The 16,242-nt window shown below is 64.7% G+C and carries 19 protein-coding genes; 11 read left to right on the top strand and 8 right to left on the bottom strand.

The genetic code is table 11. The annotated features are described in order from the left end of the window. Positions 1-14: 14 nt before the first annotated feature. From MUN81_RS02985 to MUN81_RS02970, 4 genes are all read left to right on the top strand, one after another. Positions 15-638: a hypothetical protein gene (locus tag MUN81_RS02985; protein ID WP_245114909.1), complete on the top strand. Its 624-nt coding sequence runs from the start codon at positions 15-17 to the stop codon at positions 636-638. 2 nt (positions 639-640) lie between these two features. After that, complete coding sequence (locus tag MUN81_RS02980; protein WP_245114908.1) at positions 641-1,225, top strand: 5-formyltetrahydrofolate cyclo-ligase; 585 nt, start codon at positions 641-643, stop codon at positions 1,223-1,225. 134 nt (positions 1,226-1,359) lie between these two features. Further along, complete coding sequence (locus tag MUN81_RS02975) at positions 1,360-1,887, top strand: biopolymer transporter ExbD (protein ID WP_245114907.1); 528 nt, start codon at positions 1,360-1,362, stop codon at positions 1,885-1,887. Next, positions 1,884-2,714, top strand: a complete 831-nt coding sequence (locus MUN81_RS02970; RefSeq protein WP_245114906.1) for an energy transducer TonB — start codon at positions 1,884-1,886, stop codon at positions 2,712-2,714. Before MUN81_RS02975 ends, MUN81_RS02970 begins: the two co-directional genes overlap by 4 nt. Positions 2,715-2,815: 101 nt before the next feature. On the opposite strand, the gene MUN81_RS02965 is transcribed toward MUN81_RS02970, so the two are convergent. From MUN81_RS02965 to mnmD, 4 genes are all read right to left on the bottom strand, one after another. Next, on the bottom strand, positions 2,816-3,382 hold the full coding sequence (locus MUN81_RS02965) for a GDYXXLXY domain-containing protein (RefSeq protein WP_245114905.1): 567 nt from the start codon (positions 3,380-3,382) through the stop codon (positions 2,816-2,818). Then, a complete protein-coding gene (locus tag MUN81_RS02960; protein ID WP_245114904.1) occupies positions 3,375-4,655 on the bottom strand; it encodes a DUF2157 domain-containing protein in 1,281 nt (426 codons plus the stop codon). The genes MUN81_RS02965 and MUN81_RS02960 overlap by 8 nt, the downstream gene beginning before the upstream one ends. Beyond that, positions 4,645-4,941 (bottom strand): anaerobic ribonucleoside-triphosphate reductase, encoded by a 297-nt coding sequence (locus MUN81_RS02955; RefSeq protein WP_245114903.1) that lies wholly within the window; start codon positions 4,939-4,941, stop codon positions 4,645-4,647. The genes MUN81_RS02960 and MUN81_RS02955 overlap by 11 nt, the downstream gene beginning before the upstream one ends. Positions 4,942-5,025: 84 nt before the next feature. Then, positions 5,026-5,721, bottom strand: coding sequence for a tRNA (5-methylaminomethyl-2-thiouridine)(34)-methyltransferase MnmD (gene mnmD, locus MUN81_RS02950; protein WP_245114902.1), 696 nt, complete (start codon positions 5,719-5,721; stop codon positions 5,026-5,028). 21 nt (positions 5,722-5,742) lie between these two features. Here mnmD and MUN81_RS02945 point away from each other — a divergent pair, with 21 nt between their 5' ends. The 4 genes from MUN81_RS02945 to rlmN all read left to right on the top strand — a co-directional run bounded on the left by MUN81_RS02945 (position 5,743) and on the right by rlmN (position 9,043). After that, positions 5,743-6,168, top strand: coding sequence for a thioesterase family protein (locus tag MUN81_RS02945; protein WP_245114901.1), 426 nt, complete (start codon positions 5,743-5,745; stop codon positions 6,166-6,168). Positions 6,169-6,241: 73 nt separating this feature from the next. Further along, the gene (locus tag MUN81_RS02940; RefSeq protein WP_245114900.1) at positions 6,242-7,072 is read left to right on the top strand and encodes a helix-turn-helix domain-containing protein; all 831 of its coding nucleotides are present in this window, start codon (positions 6,242-6,244) and stop codon (positions 7,070-7,072) included. 230 nt (positions 7,073-7,302) lie between these two features. Then, complete coding sequence (locus MUN81_RS02935) at positions 7,303-7,884, top strand: cupin domain-containing protein (protein ID WP_245114899.1); 582 nt, start codon at positions 7,303-7,305, stop codon at positions 7,882-7,884. Positions 7,885-7,957: 73 nt separating this feature from the next. Continuing rightward, the gene (gene rlmN / locus MUN81_RS02930) at positions 7,958-9,043 is read left to right on the top strand and encodes a 23S rRNA (adenine(2503)-C(2))-methyltransferase RlmN (RefSeq protein WP_245114898.1); all 1,086 of its coding nucleotides are present in this window, start codon (positions 7,958-7,960) and stop codon (positions 9,041-9,043) included. An 86-nt stretch (positions 9,044-9,129) separates the two neighbouring features. Here the strand turns inward: rlmN and MUN81_RS02925 are convergent, their stop codons facing one another. From MUN81_RS02925 to MUN81_RS02910, 4 genes are all read right to left on the bottom strand, one after another. Next, positions 9,130-9,873 carry a hypothetical protein gene (locus tag MUN81_RS02925; protein WP_245114897.1) on the bottom strand — a complete coding sequence of 248 codons (744 nt, stop codon included), beginning with the start codon at positions 9,871-9,873 and terminating at the stop codon, positions 9,130-9,132. 112 nt (positions 9,874-9,985) lie between these two features. Continuing rightward, positions 9,986-10,987 (bottom strand): hypothetical protein, encoded by a 1,002-nt coding sequence (locus tag MUN81_RS02920; protein ID WP_245114896.1) that lies wholly within the window; start codon positions 10,985-10,987, stop codon positions 9,986-9,988. 73 nt (positions 10,988-11,060) lie between these two features. Further along, positions 11,061-12,032, bottom strand: a complete 972-nt coding sequence (locus MUN81_RS02915) for a YihY/virulence factor BrkB family protein (protein ID WP_245114895.1) — start codon at positions 12,030-12,032, stop codon at positions 11,061-11,063. A 91-nt stretch (positions 12,033-12,123) separates the two neighbouring features. Then, positions 12,124-12,867 (bottom strand): DUF3891 family protein, encoded by a 744-nt coding sequence (locus MUN81_RS02910; protein ID WP_245114894.1) that lies wholly within the window; start codon positions 12,865-12,867, stop codon positions 12,124-12,126. Positions 12,868-12,988: 121 nt separating this feature from the next. Between MUN81_RS02910 and MUN81_RS02905 the strand changes: the two genes are divergently transcribed. The 3 genes from MUN81_RS02905 (at position 12,989) to MUN81_RS02895 (ending at position 16,115) form a co-directional block, all read left to right on the top strand. After that, the gene (locus MUN81_RS02905; RefSeq protein ID WP_245114893.1) at positions 12,989-13,888 is read left to right on the top strand and encodes an alpha/beta fold hydrolase; all 900 of its coding nucleotides are present in this window, start codon (positions 12,989-12,991) and stop codon (positions 13,886-13,888) included. Positions 13,889-13,982: 94 nt separating this feature from the next. Continuing rightward, positions 13,983-14,795 carry a DUF475 domain-containing protein gene (locus MUN81_RS02900; RefSeq protein WP_245114892.1) on the top strand — a complete coding sequence of 271 codons (813 nt, stop codon included), beginning with the start codon at positions 13,983-13,985 and terminating at the stop codon, positions 14,793-14,795. Between the two features lie 87 nt (positions 14,796-14,882). Next, positions 14,883-16,115 (top strand): MFS transporter, encoded by a 1,233-nt coding sequence (locus MUN81_RS02895; RefSeq protein WP_245114891.1) that lies wholly within the window; start codon positions 14,883-14,885, stop codon positions 16,113-16,115. Positions 16,116-16,242 lie beyond the last annotated feature (127 nt).

Genomic DNA, 16,242 nt, shown 5'->3' with positions numbered 1-16,242 from the left:
ATAAACTTGCCGAAATGCTTTCAAAGCTCCTGGTTGCTTCCGTTGCTGCCCTTGTACTATGCCCGTTCATTGGCACAGGGCAACAGTTGTCGAGGCTGGACTATGAGCTTTATGCAGAGATTATCAGGAGTGAATCACCGCCAACGGCAAAAGCTGTGGTGGTGATTCGGGAGTTGGTGGCCGAGGGTGAGTCCCGGATTGTAGACAGCGCCATTCGGGAGCGGGACGAAAACGTCCTCGCGTTGCTATCTTGGGGAGTACCACTAAAACCTGCCGTTTTGGATTCGTCCAGCTTGCAGGCGTTCACGAGCTACTTTGGCAGGAGCGGCGCTGATGCGCAAATCAATAACCAACCCTCGTTCAGCCCCTCGGCTTACGTAATCTCTAAGCGCAAATTCAACGACTTTTTCAAGAACGATGCCCTTCGCGGTTGGAAGCGCTTTCACAAAGCATTTCCATTGGCCGATGAAGTATTTGAGTTCTCCAGAATAGGGTATTCCAAACACCTCGATAAGGCAGTGGTGTACCGGGCAATTCGTCGCAATGAATTGAATGGCAACGGCATGTTGCTGCTACTTGAAAAAACCAGCGACAATAGATGGTCAGTTATTCACCGGTTTACGCTGTGGATTAATTAACCATGACCAAAGCCGCCCTGCGCCGCGCCGCCCTGGCCCGCCGCCAAGCCCTCCCCGCCGCCGAAGTGGCCCAGCGCAGCCAGCAGCTCTGCGAGCAGTTTTTTCGGCATTTTCCGGTGGCGGAGTGGCGTTGGCTGCACCTGTTTCTGCCCCTGAGCCAGCGCAACGAGCCCGATACCTGGCCGATAATTCGCCGCATCTGGGCCGAGCAGTGGCCGGTGCGGCTGGCCGTGCCCGTGGTGCAGCCCGACGGCGTTTCGCTGAAACACTACGAGCTGGCGCCCGACACCGAGCTGCGTCCCAGCCGCTGGGGCATACCGGAGCCTGTAGCGCAAGCGGCTACCGAGGTGGCGGCCGCAACCTTCGATGCCGTGCTGGTACCGCTGCTGGCCGTGGACACGGCGGGGCACCGCGTGGGCTACGGCGGTGGCTTCTACGACCGGTTTTTGGCCCAGTGCAGGCCGGGCACGCAGTTCATCGGGCTGAATGTGCTGGACGAGGAACCCGTGCCGGCCCTGGCCGACGTGCTGCCCACCGACGTGCCACTGCACGCCTGCCTGACGCCCAGCCGGTTGTGGCGCTTTTAGGGCAACCTGATAAAACGGGATTTATACAGTTTAGTATGTCGATAAAAATTTATTTTTTAGTCGTAACATCCTGACAATAAGTTATTCAAGCGCTGCGTTGGGCGGGTATCTTTCACTTCAACCTGATAGAACCCATGGCCGAAATTCAACCGCAGGCAGCCGGGCCCAACAAAGCCGGCAAGCGACGAGCCAAGAAGATGTCGACCCGCATCGACATGACGCCGATGGTGGATTTGGCCTTTCTGCTGCTCACCTTTTTCATGCTCACCACCACGTTTGCCAAGCCCTACACCCTGGAGCTGCAAATGCCGGTGAAAAGCACCGATAACACGCCCATCCGGGAGCGTGACGCGCTGACTATCATTCTGGGCAAGGGCCATCAGGTGCATTACTTCTTCGGGTTGAACGCGCCCAACGACAACACCGTGGCCGCGCCCGAATTGAAAACCACCACGTTTGCGGCCGACGGCATCCGGCAGGTGCTGCTCAGGCGCAGCCAGCAGCGGCCCGGCCTGGTGGTGCTCATCAAGCCCAGCGACGATTCCAAATACCAGGACATGGTGGACATTCTCGATGAGATGAGCATCACGAACCAGAAGAAATACGCGCTGGTGAACATCACCCCCGCCGACCTCACCTTACTTAAAACCGCAACCCTATGATGACCAATACGCAACTGGCCACGGCCAGCCTCGACGACATCGTGTTCGATGGTCGCAACCGCCACTACGGGGCCTACCAGCTCCGCGCCCTCTACCAACGCCACGTGACGCGGGCGCTGGTCATCGGCACGGCCATTTTTGCGCTGCTGCTGGTGTTTCCGCTGGCCGCCCAGTGGTTGAAGGACCGAACGCCTGTGGCGGCGCCTAAGATTGATGAAGGCAACATCCTCATTGCCCCGCCGCTCGACCCAACCATCCCGCCGCCGCCCGTGACGCCGCCACCTGCACAGCCGCCCGCTCAGGCACCTACGCCCCCCAGTATTCGCTTCACGCCGCCCGTGGTGGCGCCCGACCCGCAGGTGACCGAAGAAGTGCCCGACCAAAAAGACCTGCAAAATGCCCGCATCTCCACCGTGACCGTGGAGGGCAAAGACGACCCCGGCCTACTAGACGAACCGCTGGAAGCCGTGGAAGGCCCCAAAACCGTGGGCGATGCCGTGGATACCAAAGTGTACGTTTCGGTAGAGCAGATGCCGGAGTTGCCGGGCGGTGGCGGGCAGGCCGCCATCGTGGCCGCCATCCAGAAATCGGCCCGCTACCCCGGCCCGGCCCTCAGCAACGGCATTGAGGGCAAGATATACGCCAGCTTCACGGTGAACCCCAAGGGCGAGGTGACGGACGTGAAAATCGTGCGCGGCCTCGGCTACGGCCTCGACGAGGAAACCATGCGGGCCATCAAAGCGCTGCCCCGGTTCATCCCCGGCAAGCAGAACGGCCGCGAAGTGAGCGTGTCGTTCACCGTGCCCGTCACGTTCAAGATTCAGTAGCAGTGCCTCTTACCATTGCGAAACATTCATCTGTCATTGTGAGCAGAGCGCTCGCAATGACCGGTGGGAACCACGCAAAAACCGGCTGATACCAAAGCTGCCTACTTCCTACCAGCCACGGCCCCCACATCCACTACCCGTGCGATGCGCGCCTGACCCCAGGGCGCGATGCTGACATGCACGCGCAAGGGGTGCCGACGGCCGGCTTTTTCGAGGCGCAGGCCGCTGCCTTCGGGCACGTAGTAGCGCTCTAGATTGAAGCGCAGGGCCAATGAGTGCCGAAACACATCGGTGACCCAGGCGCGGAGCACGGCCTGGCCGGGGGCGGCCGCGGGGGCTTTGGGGTAGATGCCCACGGTAGTACTGAGGCTGTCGGGGCCGGTGGCCAGGAGCACGAACACGCCCTGGCGGCGCTTGGGCGGCGCGGCATCGTGCCACTGGCTCAGGGGCGCTTCGCTGATGATGTAGCGCAGGCGCACAAAATCGCCGTAAAGCAGGTCGCGCGGGTCGACGGGGGTGGTGGCCAGCACAATGTGCTGCCCTAAGGCCGTGGTGGCGTAGCCCGCACCGGCCACACCCAGCACGTAGAGCACCTGCGCGGCCACCAGCAGGCGCAGCAGGGGCCGGCGGCGGGCCGGGTCCGAAGCCCAGGTGAGCAGGTCAGTCATGGCGCGGCGGAGTTTCGGGTGCAACAGTTGAGTCGGGCGCTTCGCCGGCGGCTGGGGCGGTGGGCGCCGGCGCGGCCGCCAGCGTTTGGGCATTGCGGCGGCGCAGGTACCAGCTCAGGCCAAGCAGTAGCACGCCGCCCAGCAGGAAGAACAGCGACTTGTCCAGAAAAGCCCAGGTCAGCTTGAAATAGGCCACGGCCGTGGCCACCACAAACAGCACCGCGCCCAGCGTGAGCTGGTCGGAATCCTGCTGCCGATGGGCGCGGGCCAGCACCGAGCCGGCATGCGCATACAGCACCACCAGCGTGGCCACCGCCAGCGGCAGCCCGCCGGGCAGGTAAAACCCCGGCAGCAGCAACAGCCAGTCCAGCAGCGTATCGAAGCGGCCACGCGCCCGCTTGCCGGCCACCGAAATAGCAAACACCGCCCCCAACGACAGCAGGTAGGGCAGCAGCGGCGGCCGCAGCACGTTGGCGTAGGTGTCGGTTTCGCCAAAGGTGGCCAGCCCGAACATGAACAGATACGCCGCCACCAGCGGCGGGCCCTGCAGGGCCCGCGCGCCGTTGCGGCTCTGCTGCCAGTCGCCGGCCGCGTAGATGGCCATGGCCGGCACAAAAAACCAGGTGATTTTGGCGTGCAGCACAATTACTAGCAAGCCGGCCTGCCACAGCAGGCCGGTGGCCAGCACGGTGCTGCTCACCACCTCGGGGCGCCGCCACCAGTAGTAGCCCAGGCCGGCGGCCACCAGCACCGCCGTGGCGTAGCTGAAGCTGCCCAACACCTCCACGCAATAGGTTTGCACGGCAGCGCCTATTACCACCGTGAGCAGCACCAGCAGCCGCGAGCCGTACACGTAGCTCAGGGCCACGCCGGCTACCACCCAGGCCAGCAGCCCGCTCACGTCGTAGCCCACCAGCTGGTAGAGCTGGCTGACCAGGATAATGCTGGCGCCAAACACAATGAGCCCCAGCCCGATGAGGCCGTGGCTCAAATCCACGTTGCCACGCCGCCGGAAGTAGGCCCCCGCTCCATAGGCGCCCAGCAGGCTGCCCAGCAACAGCGCCAGCCGCAACACGGCGGGCAGGCCCTGCCAGTTGGCGGCCACCACGCTCAGGGCGCTCAGGCCCACCAGCACGCTGCCCAGCAGCGGCAGCAGCCCCAGCGCCTGGGCTTCGGGCGGGTAGCGGGCCAGCAGCTTCTGCCGCTGCTCTTCGCTGATGAGCCCTTCGGCCACCCAGGCGGGGCTTTCGGTTTCGAGAAATTTACGACTCATTACTGGTGCAACATACGCTAACCGGCGCGGTGTGTGCCTGCTCCACCAGTTCCGCCACGGTTTCATCGAGCCCGTGGTACCAGTCGATGTGGGGCGACGAGGCGCCGCAGCCGCCGGGGAAGGTTGGGCACTGGGTATGGCTATGCCGGTACCGGCACTGCGGGCACACCGCCGCCGTATCGAACGTGTTCCAGATGCAGCCGCAGTCGCACTGCCAATGCGCCCCGCCGTCGGGGGCCCAGCGGCAACGGGGGCAATAAATTTCGAGCGTAGAGTTGGTCGGCATAGCAGCAATCAGGTGGAAAGGGTAACGGCGGTTATTGCCTTTGTCAAGCGGCGTCTTCAGCTTTCGATGGCTTGCGCGCCCGCGTCATTTCGCGCTTGCCGGGGGGCCGGGCAGCTTTTCGGTGTGCCAGCCAGCGGCCCGCAGGTTGCGCCGAAACTGGCCCTGGGCGCAGTAGCTCACCAGCACGGCGCCCGGTGCGGCGGCGGCGTAAAGCTGAATGAAAATGGCTTCGGTCCATAATTCGGGCTGTTTTTCGGGAGCGAAAGCGTCGAAATAAACCAGGTCGTAGTAGTTGGCGGGCAACTGGGCGGCTTCCAGCGCCTCGGGCAGCTTGGTGAGGAAGAAGTGGGGCGCCAACGGGAAAGTTTCGGCCCAAGGGGCGGCGTGCAGCTGGTGCAGCAAGGCCACGCTTTCGGGTGCATCAGTGGTCCATTTGCGAGCCAGCTCGGTTACTACCTCGGGCGGCAGCGGCACGGTTTCGAGGGCGTCGTAGGCCACGGCGGCGCCGGCCGTTTGGGCGCGGGCCAGGGTCAGCAGGGCGTTCAGGCCGGTGCCGAGGCCCACTTCGAGCAGGTGCAGCGGCCGGGCGCAGGGCCCGCCCAGCCCGGCTTCGAGCCGCGGCAGCAGCCCGGCCTCGATGAACACGTGCTCCGACTCCTGCCGGGCGCCGTGGCGCGAGTGGTAGTGCTCGTCGAGCGCCGGCACGTAGAGCGTGGCCGAGCCGTCGGCCGTGCGCCGCACTTCTACCTTTGGCTCGTCGGCGAATTCTTCGTTCTTCATTCCTATTTCCTTCTTGAAAGCATGCCCCGCGTAAAAGTAGCCTTGCCCGATACGTTCTCCTTCCGCACCGAAATCCCGGTCCGCATCACCGACCTCAACTACGGCGGCCACCTCGGCAACGATGCGCTGCTGGGCCTGCTGCACGAGGCGCGGGTGCAGTTCCTGCGCTCGCTGGGCCTTGAAAACGACTACGACCCCGTCAGCAAGCTCGGCCTCATCATGGTCGACGCGGCCGTGGAGTACAAGGGCGAGGCCTTTCACGGCGACGTGCTGCGCTTCAACATGGCCGCCACCGACGCCAGCAAGTACGGTTTCGACGTGGTGTACCACGTGCACAACCAGGCCGGCCGGGAAATAGCCCGCGCCAAAACCGGCATGCTCTGCTTCGACTACAACGTGCGCAAGCTGCGCCTGCTGCCCGCAGAGCTAGCGGCGCAACTGGGGTAGGCAAGTGGCCGCAGCTTATTGCAGAAAATATTATATTAGGTTTTCTGCATAATAAACCGCTCCTCCACCGGCCATGCTGCTTCAGGATTTTTTGCCCAGCCCGCCGCTGCGGGAGTACGTGCGCATCATCCAAGTTATTCATTTTGTGTTCGAGGCTGGCGTGCCCCTGCCTTTCAAGGCCTACCCGCCGCGGCCCGAGCAGTGCCTGTCGTTCTACCCGCGCGACGCCGAAGCGGTGGCCTACCCCACCGGCCCGGCCAAGGCCGTCCGGCCCCGCGCGGCGCTCATCGGGCAGCACGCCGTGGTGAGCAACCGCTACGTGGGCCGCGAATTTCTGGCCTTGCAGGTGGTGCTGCAGCCGGGGGCCCTCTACCGCCTCACCAGCATTCCGCAGCCCGAGCTCACCAATACCTACATCGACGCCGAAGCCGTGTGGCCCGCCGAACTGCGCCAACTGAACGAGCGCCTGAGCAGCGCCGCTGCCTGGCCCGAGATGTTGCCCATGGTTGAAGAATTCCTGCTGGGCCGCATCCGGCGCGTGCGCACTGCCCCGCACCCCGCCGACGCCGTGGGCCGGCTGCTGCTGCACCCGTCGCCCCACCTCACCCTCGATGCGCTGGCCGGCCACGCCTGCCTGAGCCCGCGGCAGCTCGACCGGCAGTTTGCCCAGCGCCTGGGCGTGGGCCCCGCCCTCTACGCCCGCATCGTGCGCTTCGACCGGGCTTTCCGGCTCAAGAACAGCCAGCCGGGGCTCGACTGGCTCAGCATTGCCCTGGCCTGCGGCTACTACGACCACCAGCACCTCGCCAAAGACTACCGCGCCTTCACGGGCAGCAGCCCCAGCGCGTTTTTCGAGCAGGACAACCGGGCGCCCGAGCGGGCTTTTGGGTTGGTGGAGGCGTAGGGCGCGGGCGGGTTTGCCCACTTCCGGCACGTCATGCTGAGCTTGTCGAAGCATCTCTACCGCGCAACTAATCCCGGCGATTTATTACTACTGCGGTAGAGATGCTTCGACTGCGCTCAGCATGACGTGTTATCACGCACCAACACTGCTATAAACGTCCATTTTTTACCAATAGCCGGAGCTGCCGGGGCGGAATATTTGTGCATTCCCAACCTCAAACGCCTTTGGTTATGCAACGCCGACACTTTCTCGCTACCTCGCTGCTGGCCGCGCCCGCAGCCGCTTTGGCCGCCACCGGCCTTCCCCACCCCGCCCCGCCGCTTGCGGCCGAACCCGCTGCCCCAACCGCTGGCAGCTTCGTGGTGAGCGCGGGCGAGGGCCGCTTTCAGGAGAAAACCTTTGTGGGCCCGAACCCCAACGACATCAAGATTTCGGGCAAGGACACGGGCGGGGCGCTGGCCGTGTTTGAGTACACGGGCGTGGCCAAGGGCGGCCCCTCGCTGCACCTGCACGTGGCGCAGGACGAAGTTTTTTATGTGGTGAGCGGCGAATACCTGTTTGTGGTGGGCGGCGAGCAGCGCCAGCTCAAGGCCGGCGACACCATTTTCCTACCCCGCCAGGTGCCCCACACCTGGACGCAGCTCACCGCTACCGGCAAGCTGGTGTATTTTCTGCAGCCCGCCGGCCAGATGGAGGACTTCTTCCGGGCGCTCTCGGCCAGCAAAACGCCGCGCACCCAGGCCGAACGTGAGCAGCTGTCGCGCGACCACGGCATGCAGCTGCTGGGGCCGCCGCTGCCCGTTACGCCCTGAGGCTCTTGGGGGCTTCCGCTCGGGCCGCCGCTGGCTGGGAACCCAACGCCCTGTTGGCTTGTATCTTTGTGCTATGTTACTGGAACTGCCCCTCGCCCCCGTCATCAAAAAGCGCGACATCCGCAAAACCTCGCCCGACGAGCTCAAGGCCTTTATGGTGGAGCACGGCGAGAAGCCCTTCCGCGCCAAGCAGGTGCTGGAATGGCTGTGGAAAAACACCGCCGCCACCTTCGACGAGATGAACAACATCTCGGTGGCCACGCGCGAGTTGCTGGCCAACCACTTCGTCATCAACGGCGTGACGGTGCAGAACAAGCAACTGAGCAACGACGGCACCATCAAGTCGGCCTTCCGGCTGTATGACGGCAACGTGGTGGAGGGCGTGCTCATTCCGCACGACACGCGCATGACGGCCTGCATTTCGAGCCAGGTGGGCTGCTCGCTCACGTGTAAGTTTTGCGCCACGGGCTACATGGACCGCAAGCGCAACCTCGACGCGGCCGAGATTTACGACCAGGTGGTGCGCATCCGGGAGCAGTGCGAGGCCCAGTACGGCACGCCCCTCACCAACATCGTGTACATGGGCATGGGCGAGCCCCTGCTCAACTACGCCAACGTGGTGGAAAGCGTGCGCCGCATCACCGCCCCCGACGGCCTGAACATGGCCCCGCGCCGCATCACCATCAGCACGGCCGGCATCGCCAAGATGATTAAAAAGCTGGCCGACGACGACGTGAAGGCCAACCTAGCCCTGTCGCTGCACGCCCCCACCGACGCCAAGCGCAACGAAATCATGCCCATCAACGAGGCCAACTCCCTGGCCGCGCTGAAGGAAGCCCTGCAGTACTACCACCAAAAAACCGGCCGCAAAGTCACCTACGAGTACATCGTGTTCGAGAACTTCAACGACGAGCTGGAGGACGCGGCCGAGCTGCTGAAAATTGCCAAGTGGCTGCCCTGCAAGGTGAACCTGATTGAGTACAACCCCATCGAAAACGCCGCCTACCAGAACGCCGAGGCCGACAAAATCACGGCTTTCCACAAGTTCCTGGCCGACCGCGGCGTGCAAACCAACATCCGCCGCTCGCGCGGCAAGGACATCGACGCCGCCTGCGGGCAGCTGGCCGTGAAGGAAGAAAAGGGCGCTATCGCAGAATAGTCAACCGCGCACCGCCCCACAAAAAAGCCCGAACGTGAGTCACGTTCGGACTTTTTTGTGGGGCGGTGCGGCTGCTGAAAGGGAATTTACGGCTTGCCTTTTTTCGCGTCTTCGCCCATCATGATGATGTAGCTGGGGCACTGCGTCATCATGATGCTGGCCAGCTTGATGCCGAAGGCGCGCATGCTGTCTTTGTTGCTGATTTGCTCCATGGAGTAGATGCTCATCAGCGGCGCCATATTTTTGACGATGGTGCCCTGCATGACGGTGGTGATGACTTCGGTGCGCTCGGCGGCCGTGCGCTGCTTGAACGGCTGGCGGGCATCTTCGGCCCGCAGCTTGACGCAGATGGAATCGGCAATGGGCTGTATCACCGCCTTTTCTTCGGCCGACACGTCGTTGAACGCCTTGGCCCCGCTGGCACCCATTTCCTTCTGGGCCGAAGTGGTGCGCACAAACAGGCTCATGGAGTTGGGGCAACTCACGCTGAGCTTTTTCACTGCTTCCAGTCCCACGGCGCGGCCGAGCTTGTCGCTGCTGAGTTTCTGGCGGCGGGCCGCCGAAAGCAGGGCCGCGTATTCGGTGGATTGGTCGCTCATGCTCGTCATCATGAGGCGCAGCAGGAGGTCGTCGGCCTGCTTGGAGGTCAGGGTTTCGAACTTGGTGGTGCGGCCTTCTTCCTGAATGCGGGTGCACAGACTCGCCGCCACCCGGCTCACGAAGCGGGCCTGGCCGGGCACGGTGTCGGCCGCGGCGGTTTGGGCGGCGGCGTGGCGGCCGCCCAATAGCAGGCACAGGAAGAGAAACGCGGCAGTAGCGCTGATTTTCATGCGGAAAGGAAGGAGCCTTTTGGCCTGGCCCGGCAGTGGGCTCGAACCAAAGGGCCACAAACCTAACACGGCGCGCTCGAAGTCCGCGTTGACATTCACGAAACTGCCCGCGCTACTTGATGCGGCCAAAGCGCACCGTGACCTCGCCAAACGGGTAGGCCGTGCCGTTGTCGTAGCCGAAGCGGGTGCTGCTGTTGCCATTGTCCTGGTAGCTGCCATACACGTAGGCCAAGCCCAGCCCTCCGCCAATGCGCGACGTGGCGTAGCGCAGGCCGGCAATGCCCAACACCGCGGTGGCGGTGCCGTAGGAGTCGCTGCTGCGCACGAGGTAGGTTTCGTTCATGAGCGAGATGCGTCGGCTCACGCGCGTGGCCCCGCCCAGCACAAACACGGGCGTGCTGTAGAAGCCGTCGGTGCCGGAATACGCGTAGCCCACGCCCAGGGTCAGGTTGTTGTCGGCGCTGCCGTAGGTGCCGTTGGCGTAGGTGATGCCATACGCCCCTTCCCGGTTAAACAGCAGCAAACCGCCGGCGCCCAACCGAAACTTTTCGGCCACCGGGAAACTCACTTTGGGCGTGAGGCCGACAAAGTTGTAGGAGCCGGCCCCAGGAATGATACTTGCCAAAGCGCCAATGGAGAAATTGTCCGTGACTCCGTAGTTCACGCTCAACAGAAACAGCTCCAGGTTCTGCACGTAGCCTTCGCCCTTGCGCAGGTTGCGGGCGGTGGGCGCAAAAAACAGGCGGTTGCCGTTGCCAACGTCGTCGTAGCCGCGGGTGGCCTGCTCGGCCGAAAGCAGCACCAGCTGCTTCAGGTTGACGCGCTGCACCCGCACCACGCCCAGGTCCTGGGTTTGGAACTCCAGCTCCTGCGCGCCGCTGCTGCGCAGCACGCCCACAAACGTGTTGCCCGACAGCAATTCCACGCTGTAAGTGCGCCCCACGATTTCGCTCACGCTGCCCGCCGCGGCAGGTGCGGGCACGCCCGCGGAAGCCGGCGCCGTAGGCCCCGTCGGCAACGACGGCGGCGCCGGCACGGGCGTTTGAGCGCGGAGCGGGGCCAAAGGCGCACCGAGCAGGCCCACAAGGACCAGGCAGGCAGAGGATTTTAGCATAAGACCAAAGAAAGGTGGCGAAGCAAATATGCACACCTCCGCCCAACCAGCCGCACGCCCCGGCGCTGCGCCCCTACGATTTCCAGCGGCCCGTGGAGCGGGGCCGGCCGGTGGCCTTTTCCTCGTCCGACTCGCCGGGGGCAATTTCTTCGAGGCGCACGCGCACGGCGTGCGCTTTGGGCTGCACTTTCTGGCCAAAGGCATCGGCAAACTCCTGGGTAAACTCAGCCCCGAAGAAGATGATGAGCGACGAATAGTTGACCCACAGCAGCAGCACAATGGCCGAACCCGCCGCCCCAAACGCCGAGCCGGGGTCCGACTTGGCGATGTAGAACGCAATGAGGTACTTGCCGATGACGAACAGCGCGGCGGTGATGAAGGCCCCAATGCCCACGTCGCGCCAGCGAATGATGGCATCGGGCAGAAAGCGGTAGATGAGGGCGAAGAGCAGCGTGGTGATGCCCAACGACAGCACCACGTCGACGATGTGGATGACGATGATGCCCACTTCCGGAATCTGCCGCTGCAGCCAGCCCGTAAACGCGCTCAGCACGGCGCTTATCACAAACGAGATGAGCAGCAGCAGCGCCACGCTCAGAATGAGCCCGAACGACAGAAACCGCTGCTTCAGAAACGCCCCGATGCCGATGCCGGCCGTTTTCACCTTCAGGTTCCAGATGTCGTTGATGCTTTCCTGCAGCGTGACGAAGAAGGTGGTGGCCGCGAAAATGAGCGTGGCCAGGCCGATGGTAGTGGCCACGGGCCCGCGCTGCTGCACCGTGAATTTGGCAATGCTGTCTTGCAGGAACTTGGCCGAGTCGGCCCCCACCAGCCCCTTCAGCTGCCCGTAAATCTGGCCCGTCACGGCCTCGCCGCCGTAGGCCGCGCTGGCCACCGTGATGACGATGAGCAGCAGCGGCGGCAGTGAAAAGATGGTGTAGTACGAGAGTGCCGCCGCGTGCCGGAACGAGTTGTTGTTGCTAAACTCCGAAGCGGAAGACTTCAGAACCGCCACAACGTCGGAGAATTTATAGTGCGAAGCCATGCTGCAAATGAGTGGAAAGGAGCTCTTCTTACGGCCGTAGCCGGGCAGCGTTATGCTGTAGCCGGGCCTGCGGTTGAGCTTATCGGCGGCCTCAGGCGCGGCGCAGCGTCCAGCGCAGCGTCTCGATGGGGGCCGCGCGCAGGGCCGCGGCCAGCTCCGCATCGTCGCGAAACTGCAGCTGCGTAAGCACGCTGGCTTCCACGCTCACCTCCAGCTCGGGCGCGGCAAAGGGCCAGGGCTCAATGAGTACGGGGCCGCCGGGGCCCTGGGGCTGGCGCAGGTCGTAGCGGCGGCCGTCGGGGCCGTGGTGAATTTCCACGGCGCGGCCCATTTCCGGGATTTCGTGCCGGCAGAGAATAAGCGACAGCCGGTCGCACCAGTGCAGCAGGTCGTAGGCCTGCTGGGCCTCGGCCTTGGTGAGCTTGAGGCCGCGCCGCCATTCCTGCTGGCGCGCCTTGAGGTAGTCGAGGAAAGACGTTATTTCTTCCGACTCGCCCCGCAGGCCCTCGTAGAGGCAGCTCAGGTGCAGACTGGTGAGCAGGCTGCGCCAGCGCCCCTGGAAGCGGGCGGCGGCCAGCACCCCGGCGGCCTGCTCCAGCGAAAAGGGCTTATGGGTGAAATTGGCCGGCGCCCCGGCGGCCGTGAGGCCGTGGTGGCCGCCGCGCCCGCGCCAGGCGTCCTGCTCGTCGTCGTGCTGGGCAATGGCGGCCAGCAGGCCCACCCAGCGGTCGGGCGGCAGGGTGGGCGGCCAGTGCCAGGCCAGCTGCATGGCCAGCAAGGCGTGGGCCTGTTGGTAGATGATTTGCCAGCCGGCGGGCGTGGAGTTGACTATCATGGGGGAACGGAGGCGACGGCGGAGCAATCCGGTTACTTACAACTGCAAAGCGCATGGCTGGGTTGCGGGCCCGGCGGCCATCCGCCACCAACCGTCGCCCCTGCAGTCCGTACTTGCCGCCATGCCCTCCCCCGCCACCGGAAGCCCTACGCCTATCACCGTCCGCCTGCCCGACGGCCGCCGGCTGGGCCTGACGCGCTACGGCAACCCCGCGCACCGGCCGGTGGTGTTTCACCACGGCTTCGGCTCCTCGGGGCTGGAGCTACCGGATGAGCCGGCCCTGCTGGCGCGCCTGCAGCTCCAGCTGCTGGCCTTCGATAGGCCGGGCGTGGGGCAGTCCGACGTGTACCGCCGGCTGTCGTTTCCGTCGTTTGCCGATGACGTAGTGGTGGCGCTTGAGGCGCTCAACATCTCCGGGCCGGTGGGCGTGATGGGCTGGTCGGTGGGCGGAGTGCACGCGCTGGCGCTGGCGGCGCGGCACCCGGCGCGGGTGGCGGCGGTGCAGCTGCTCAGCACCTGCCTGCCGCTGGGCGAGCCCGACGCCTACCGCCACCTCACGCCCACCTGGAAGCTCTTGCGCTGGGGCCAGACTGCTTTCCCGTGGGCCAACCGCACCACTTTTCTCTGGCTGAGCCGGCAGTGGGCCCGCCACCCCGACCGCGCCATCGGCGGGTTCATCCGGCTGATGCGCCCGGAGGAAGCCCGCGTCACGGCCCGCTTCCGGACGCTGCTGCGCGATGCGGCAGTGCAGGGCTTCGCCAACCACGGTCGCGGCGTGTACGACGACGCCCAGGCCTGGTGCCGCCGGCCCGGCTTTCGCATCGAAGACGTGCAGGCGCCCGCCGTGCTCTGGCACGGCGAAGCCGATGGCGTGTGGAGTCCGGTCAACATTCCGTACCTGGCGCAACGCCTCGGCCACGCGCCGGTGCGGCTGGTGCCCGGCGCGGGTCACATGCTGTATTTGGAGCAGTGGCCCGCTATTTTGGAAGAAATGAGCGCGCTGCTCCCCAACGCTCCATAAGCCGCGCCGGCCGCGGGTGGGCCCGGCGTGCCGTTCTTTGGCGGCGCATCCTGCTACCGGCGCCCGGGTGCCCCGCTGCCTTAGTTTTACCTCCGTGAATCAATACCTCCAGCAAATTATTGACAACCCCCTGGCTTCGGCGGCCATTGTGGGCAATCTGGTCATCATCGAAAGCCTGCTCTCGGTGGACAATGCCGCCGTGCTGGCCACCATGGTGGGCGACCTGCCCAAGGAGCAGCGCCACAAGGCCTTGCGCTACGGCATCATCGGGGCCTACGTGTTTCGGGGGCTGTGCATTCTGTTTGCCTCGTTTCTCATCCGGTTCTGGTTTTTGAAGCCGCTGGGCGGGCTCTACCTGCTGTACCTGGCCTACGGCCATTTCCGGTCCCGCCCCGAGCACAGCGAGGAAACCATCGACAAAGAGAAAAGCTGGGTGTACCGCAACACGCTGGGGTTGTTTGGAAAGTTCTGGGCCACGGTGGCGCTCATCGAGCTCATGGACTTGGCCTTTTCCATTGACAACGTGTTTGCCGTGGTGGCCTTCACCAACAACCTGATTCTGATTTGCGCGGGCGTGTTCATCGGCATCCTGGCCATGCGGCTGGTGGCCCAGGCCTTTGTGCTGCTGATGGGCAAGTACCCGTTTCTGGAAACGGCCGCTTTCGTGGTCATCGGCCTGCTGGGCCTCAAGCTGGTGCTGTCATTGGTAAGCCACTTCCTGCCCGGCCACCCCACGAGCGAGGCCCTGGAAAGCGAAGCCGCCGACGTGGCCCTCACCGTGCTCACGGTGGCGTGCTTTGCGGTGCCGTGGGCCACCTCGCTGCTCTTCAACGTGCCCCAGCGCCCCGCCGGCAACCGCCTGGCCGAGGCTGAGCGGCAGGCCGACGAAGACAGCCGGCAAGCGTAGGGCAAATACCGGACATTGATTGCCTTTTGCGGGCGGCGTCCGTATTGCACCCGGCATTCTGCTGTTTATCCACTTCGTCGGCCTTCCTTGCGCACCGCCTTCCGCTCCCTTCAGCACCGCAATTTCCGGCTCTACTACGCCGGGCAGTCCGTTTCGCTGATTGGCACCTGGATGCAGCGGCTAGCCGTAGGCTGGCTGGTGTACAACGCCACGCATTCGGCCTTTTTGCTGGGCCTGGTGTCGTTTTGCAGCCAGATTCCGACGCTGCTGCTCGCCCCCTATGGCGGCACCGTGGCCGACCGCTACAGCCGCTACCGCGTGCTGCTCATCACGCAGGTGGCTTCGCTGGGGCAGGCTTGTGTGCTGGCCTGGCTGGTGCTCAGCGGGCACTACGTCACTTGGGCCGTGGCGGGCCTCAGCCTGCTGCTGGGCACCATCAATGCCTTCGACATTCCGGCCCGGCAGTCGCTCATTGCTGAGCTGGTGGAAGACCGCAGCCACCTGCCCAACGCCATTGCCCTGAACTCGACCATGGTGAACTTGGCCCGGCTGGTGGGGCCGGCGGTGGCCGGGCTGCTGCTGGCCCGCTTCGGCGAAGGCCCCTGCTTTGTGGTGAATGCCGTGAGCTTTGTGGCGGTGGTGGCCTCGCTGCTGCTCATGCGCATCGCGCCGCGCCCACGGCGGGCGCACCGCCCCGGCGCCTGGGAGGGCCTGCGCGAGGGCTGGGCCTACCTGCGCCGGGCGCCCAACCTGCGCCGCCAGATTCTGCTCATGGCGGCCATCAGCTTCTGCGTGATGCCCTATGGCACTCTGCTCCCGGTGTTTGCCAAAGACGTGTTTCACGGCGCCGCGGGCACGTTTGGGTGGCTCAACAGCCTCTCGGGGCTGGGCTCGCTGGTGGGGGCTTTCTACCTGGCTGCGCAGCCCGCCGAGGGCCGCCGCCCGCAGCTGATTACCTACGCGGCGCTGGCCTTCAGCGCCAGCGTGCTGGCTTTTGCCCTGAGCCCGGCGCTGGGCGTGGCGCTGGTATGCATCACGCTGGGCGGGGCGGGCATGATGCTTTTCATTGCGGGCACCAACACGGCCATTCAAACCAACGTGGCCGACCACATGCGCGGCCGGGTGCTGAGCTACTACGTGATGGCGTTTCAGGGCATTCAGCCGCTGGGCGCCCTGCTGGTGGGCTGGTTGGCGCGGCACATTGGGGCGCCGCACACGGTGGCGCTGCAGGGGGCGCTGGGACTGGCGGTGGGGCTGGCGTTCTGGCAGCAGGGCCGCCGCGCCGCGCAGGAAAAGAATTTGGTGGCGGCAGGCAACTAAAGGCCATAAAAGCCGGCCAGGAACAAAAGTTCGAAAGTGTAGCCGCAGCCCACGTCGGTGCTCGTTTCTGGTGTAGCACGGGAGCGGCGAAGCTGCTATACTTTCGTGTTCTGACCATCACTTTTCC

It is taken from the genome of Hymenobacter sp. 5317J-9 (assembly GCF_022921075.1).
GTDB lineage: Bacteria > Bacteroidota > Bacteroidia > Cytophagales > Hymenobacteraceae > Hymenobacter.
The sequence above is the reverse complement of the archived record's forward strand: the minus strand, read 5'-3'. Positions and strand labels throughout refer to the sequence as shown.

Excerpts from the sequence above, each read along its gene's own strand:
- rlmN (WP_245114898.1), top strand. The coding sequence starts at position 7,958 with ATGTTACTGGAACTGCCCCTCGCCCCCGTCATCAAAAAGCGCGACATC.
- MUN81_RS02935 (WP_245114899.1), top strand. The coding sequence starts at position 7,303 with ATGCAACGCCGACACTTTCTCGCTACCTCGCTGCTGGCCGCGCCCGCA.
- MUN81_RS02980 (WP_245114908.1), top strand. The coding sequence starts at position 641 with ATGACCAAAGCCGCCCTGCGCCGCGCCGCCCTGGCCCGCCGCCAAGCC.
- MUN81_RS02970 (WP_245114906.1), top strand. The coding sequence starts at position 1,884 with ATGATGACCAATACGCAACTGGCCACGGCCAGCCTCGACGACATCGTG.
- MUN81_RS02985 (WP_245114909.1), top strand. The coding sequence starts at position 15 with ATGCTTTCAAAGCTCCTGGTTGCTTCCGTTGCTGCCCTTGTACTATGC.
- MUN81_RS02920 (WP_245114896.1), bottom strand. The coding sequence starts at position 10,987 with ATGCTAAAATCCTCTGCCTGCCTGGTCCTTGTGGGCCTGCTCGGTGCG.
- MUN81_RS02925 (WP_245114897.1), bottom strand. The coding sequence starts at position 9,873 with ATGAAAATCAGCGCTACTGCCGCGTTTCTCTTCCTGTGCCTGCTATTG.
- mnmD (WP_245114902.1), bottom strand. The coding sequence starts at position 5,721 with ATGAAGAACGAAGAATTCGCCGACGAGCCAAAGGTAGAAGTGCGGCGC.
- MUN81_RS02910 (WP_245114894.1), bottom strand. The coding sequence starts at position 12,867 with ATGATAGTCAACTCCACGCCCGCCGGCTGGCAAATCATCTACCAACAG.
- MUN81_RS02975 (WP_245114907.1), top strand. The coding sequence starts at position 1,360 with ATGGCCGAAATTCAACCGCAGGCAGCCGGGCCCAACAAAGCCGGCAAG.
- MUN81_RS02960 (WP_245114904.1), bottom strand. The coding sequence starts at position 4,655 with ATGAGTCGTAAATTTCTCGAAACCGAAAGCCCCGCCTGGGTGGCCGAA.
- MUN81_RS02915 (WP_245114895.1), bottom strand. The coding sequence starts at position 12,032 with ATGGCTTCGCACTATAAATTCTCCGACGTTGTGGCGGTTCTGAAGTCT.
- MUN81_RS02940 (WP_245114900.1), top strand. The coding sequence starts at position 6,242 with ATGCTGCTTCAGGATTTTTTGCCCAGCCCGCCGCTGCGGGAGTACGTG.
- MUN81_RS02945 (WP_245114901.1), top strand. The coding sequence starts at position 5,743 with ATGCCCCGCGTAAAAGTAGCCTTGCCCGATACGTTCTCCTTCCGCACC.
- MUN81_RS02905 (WP_245114893.1), top strand. The coding sequence starts at position 12,989 with ATGCCCTCCCCCGCCACCGGAAGCCCTACGCCTATCACCGTCCGCCTG.
- MUN81_RS02955 (WP_245114903.1), bottom strand. The coding sequence starts at position 4,941 with ATGCCGACCAACTCTACGCTCGAAATTTATTGCCCCCGTTGCCGCTGG.
- MUN81_RS02965 (WP_245114905.1), bottom strand. The coding sequence starts at position 3,382 with ATGACTGACCTGCTCACCTGGGCTTCGGACCCGGCCCGCCGCCGGCCC.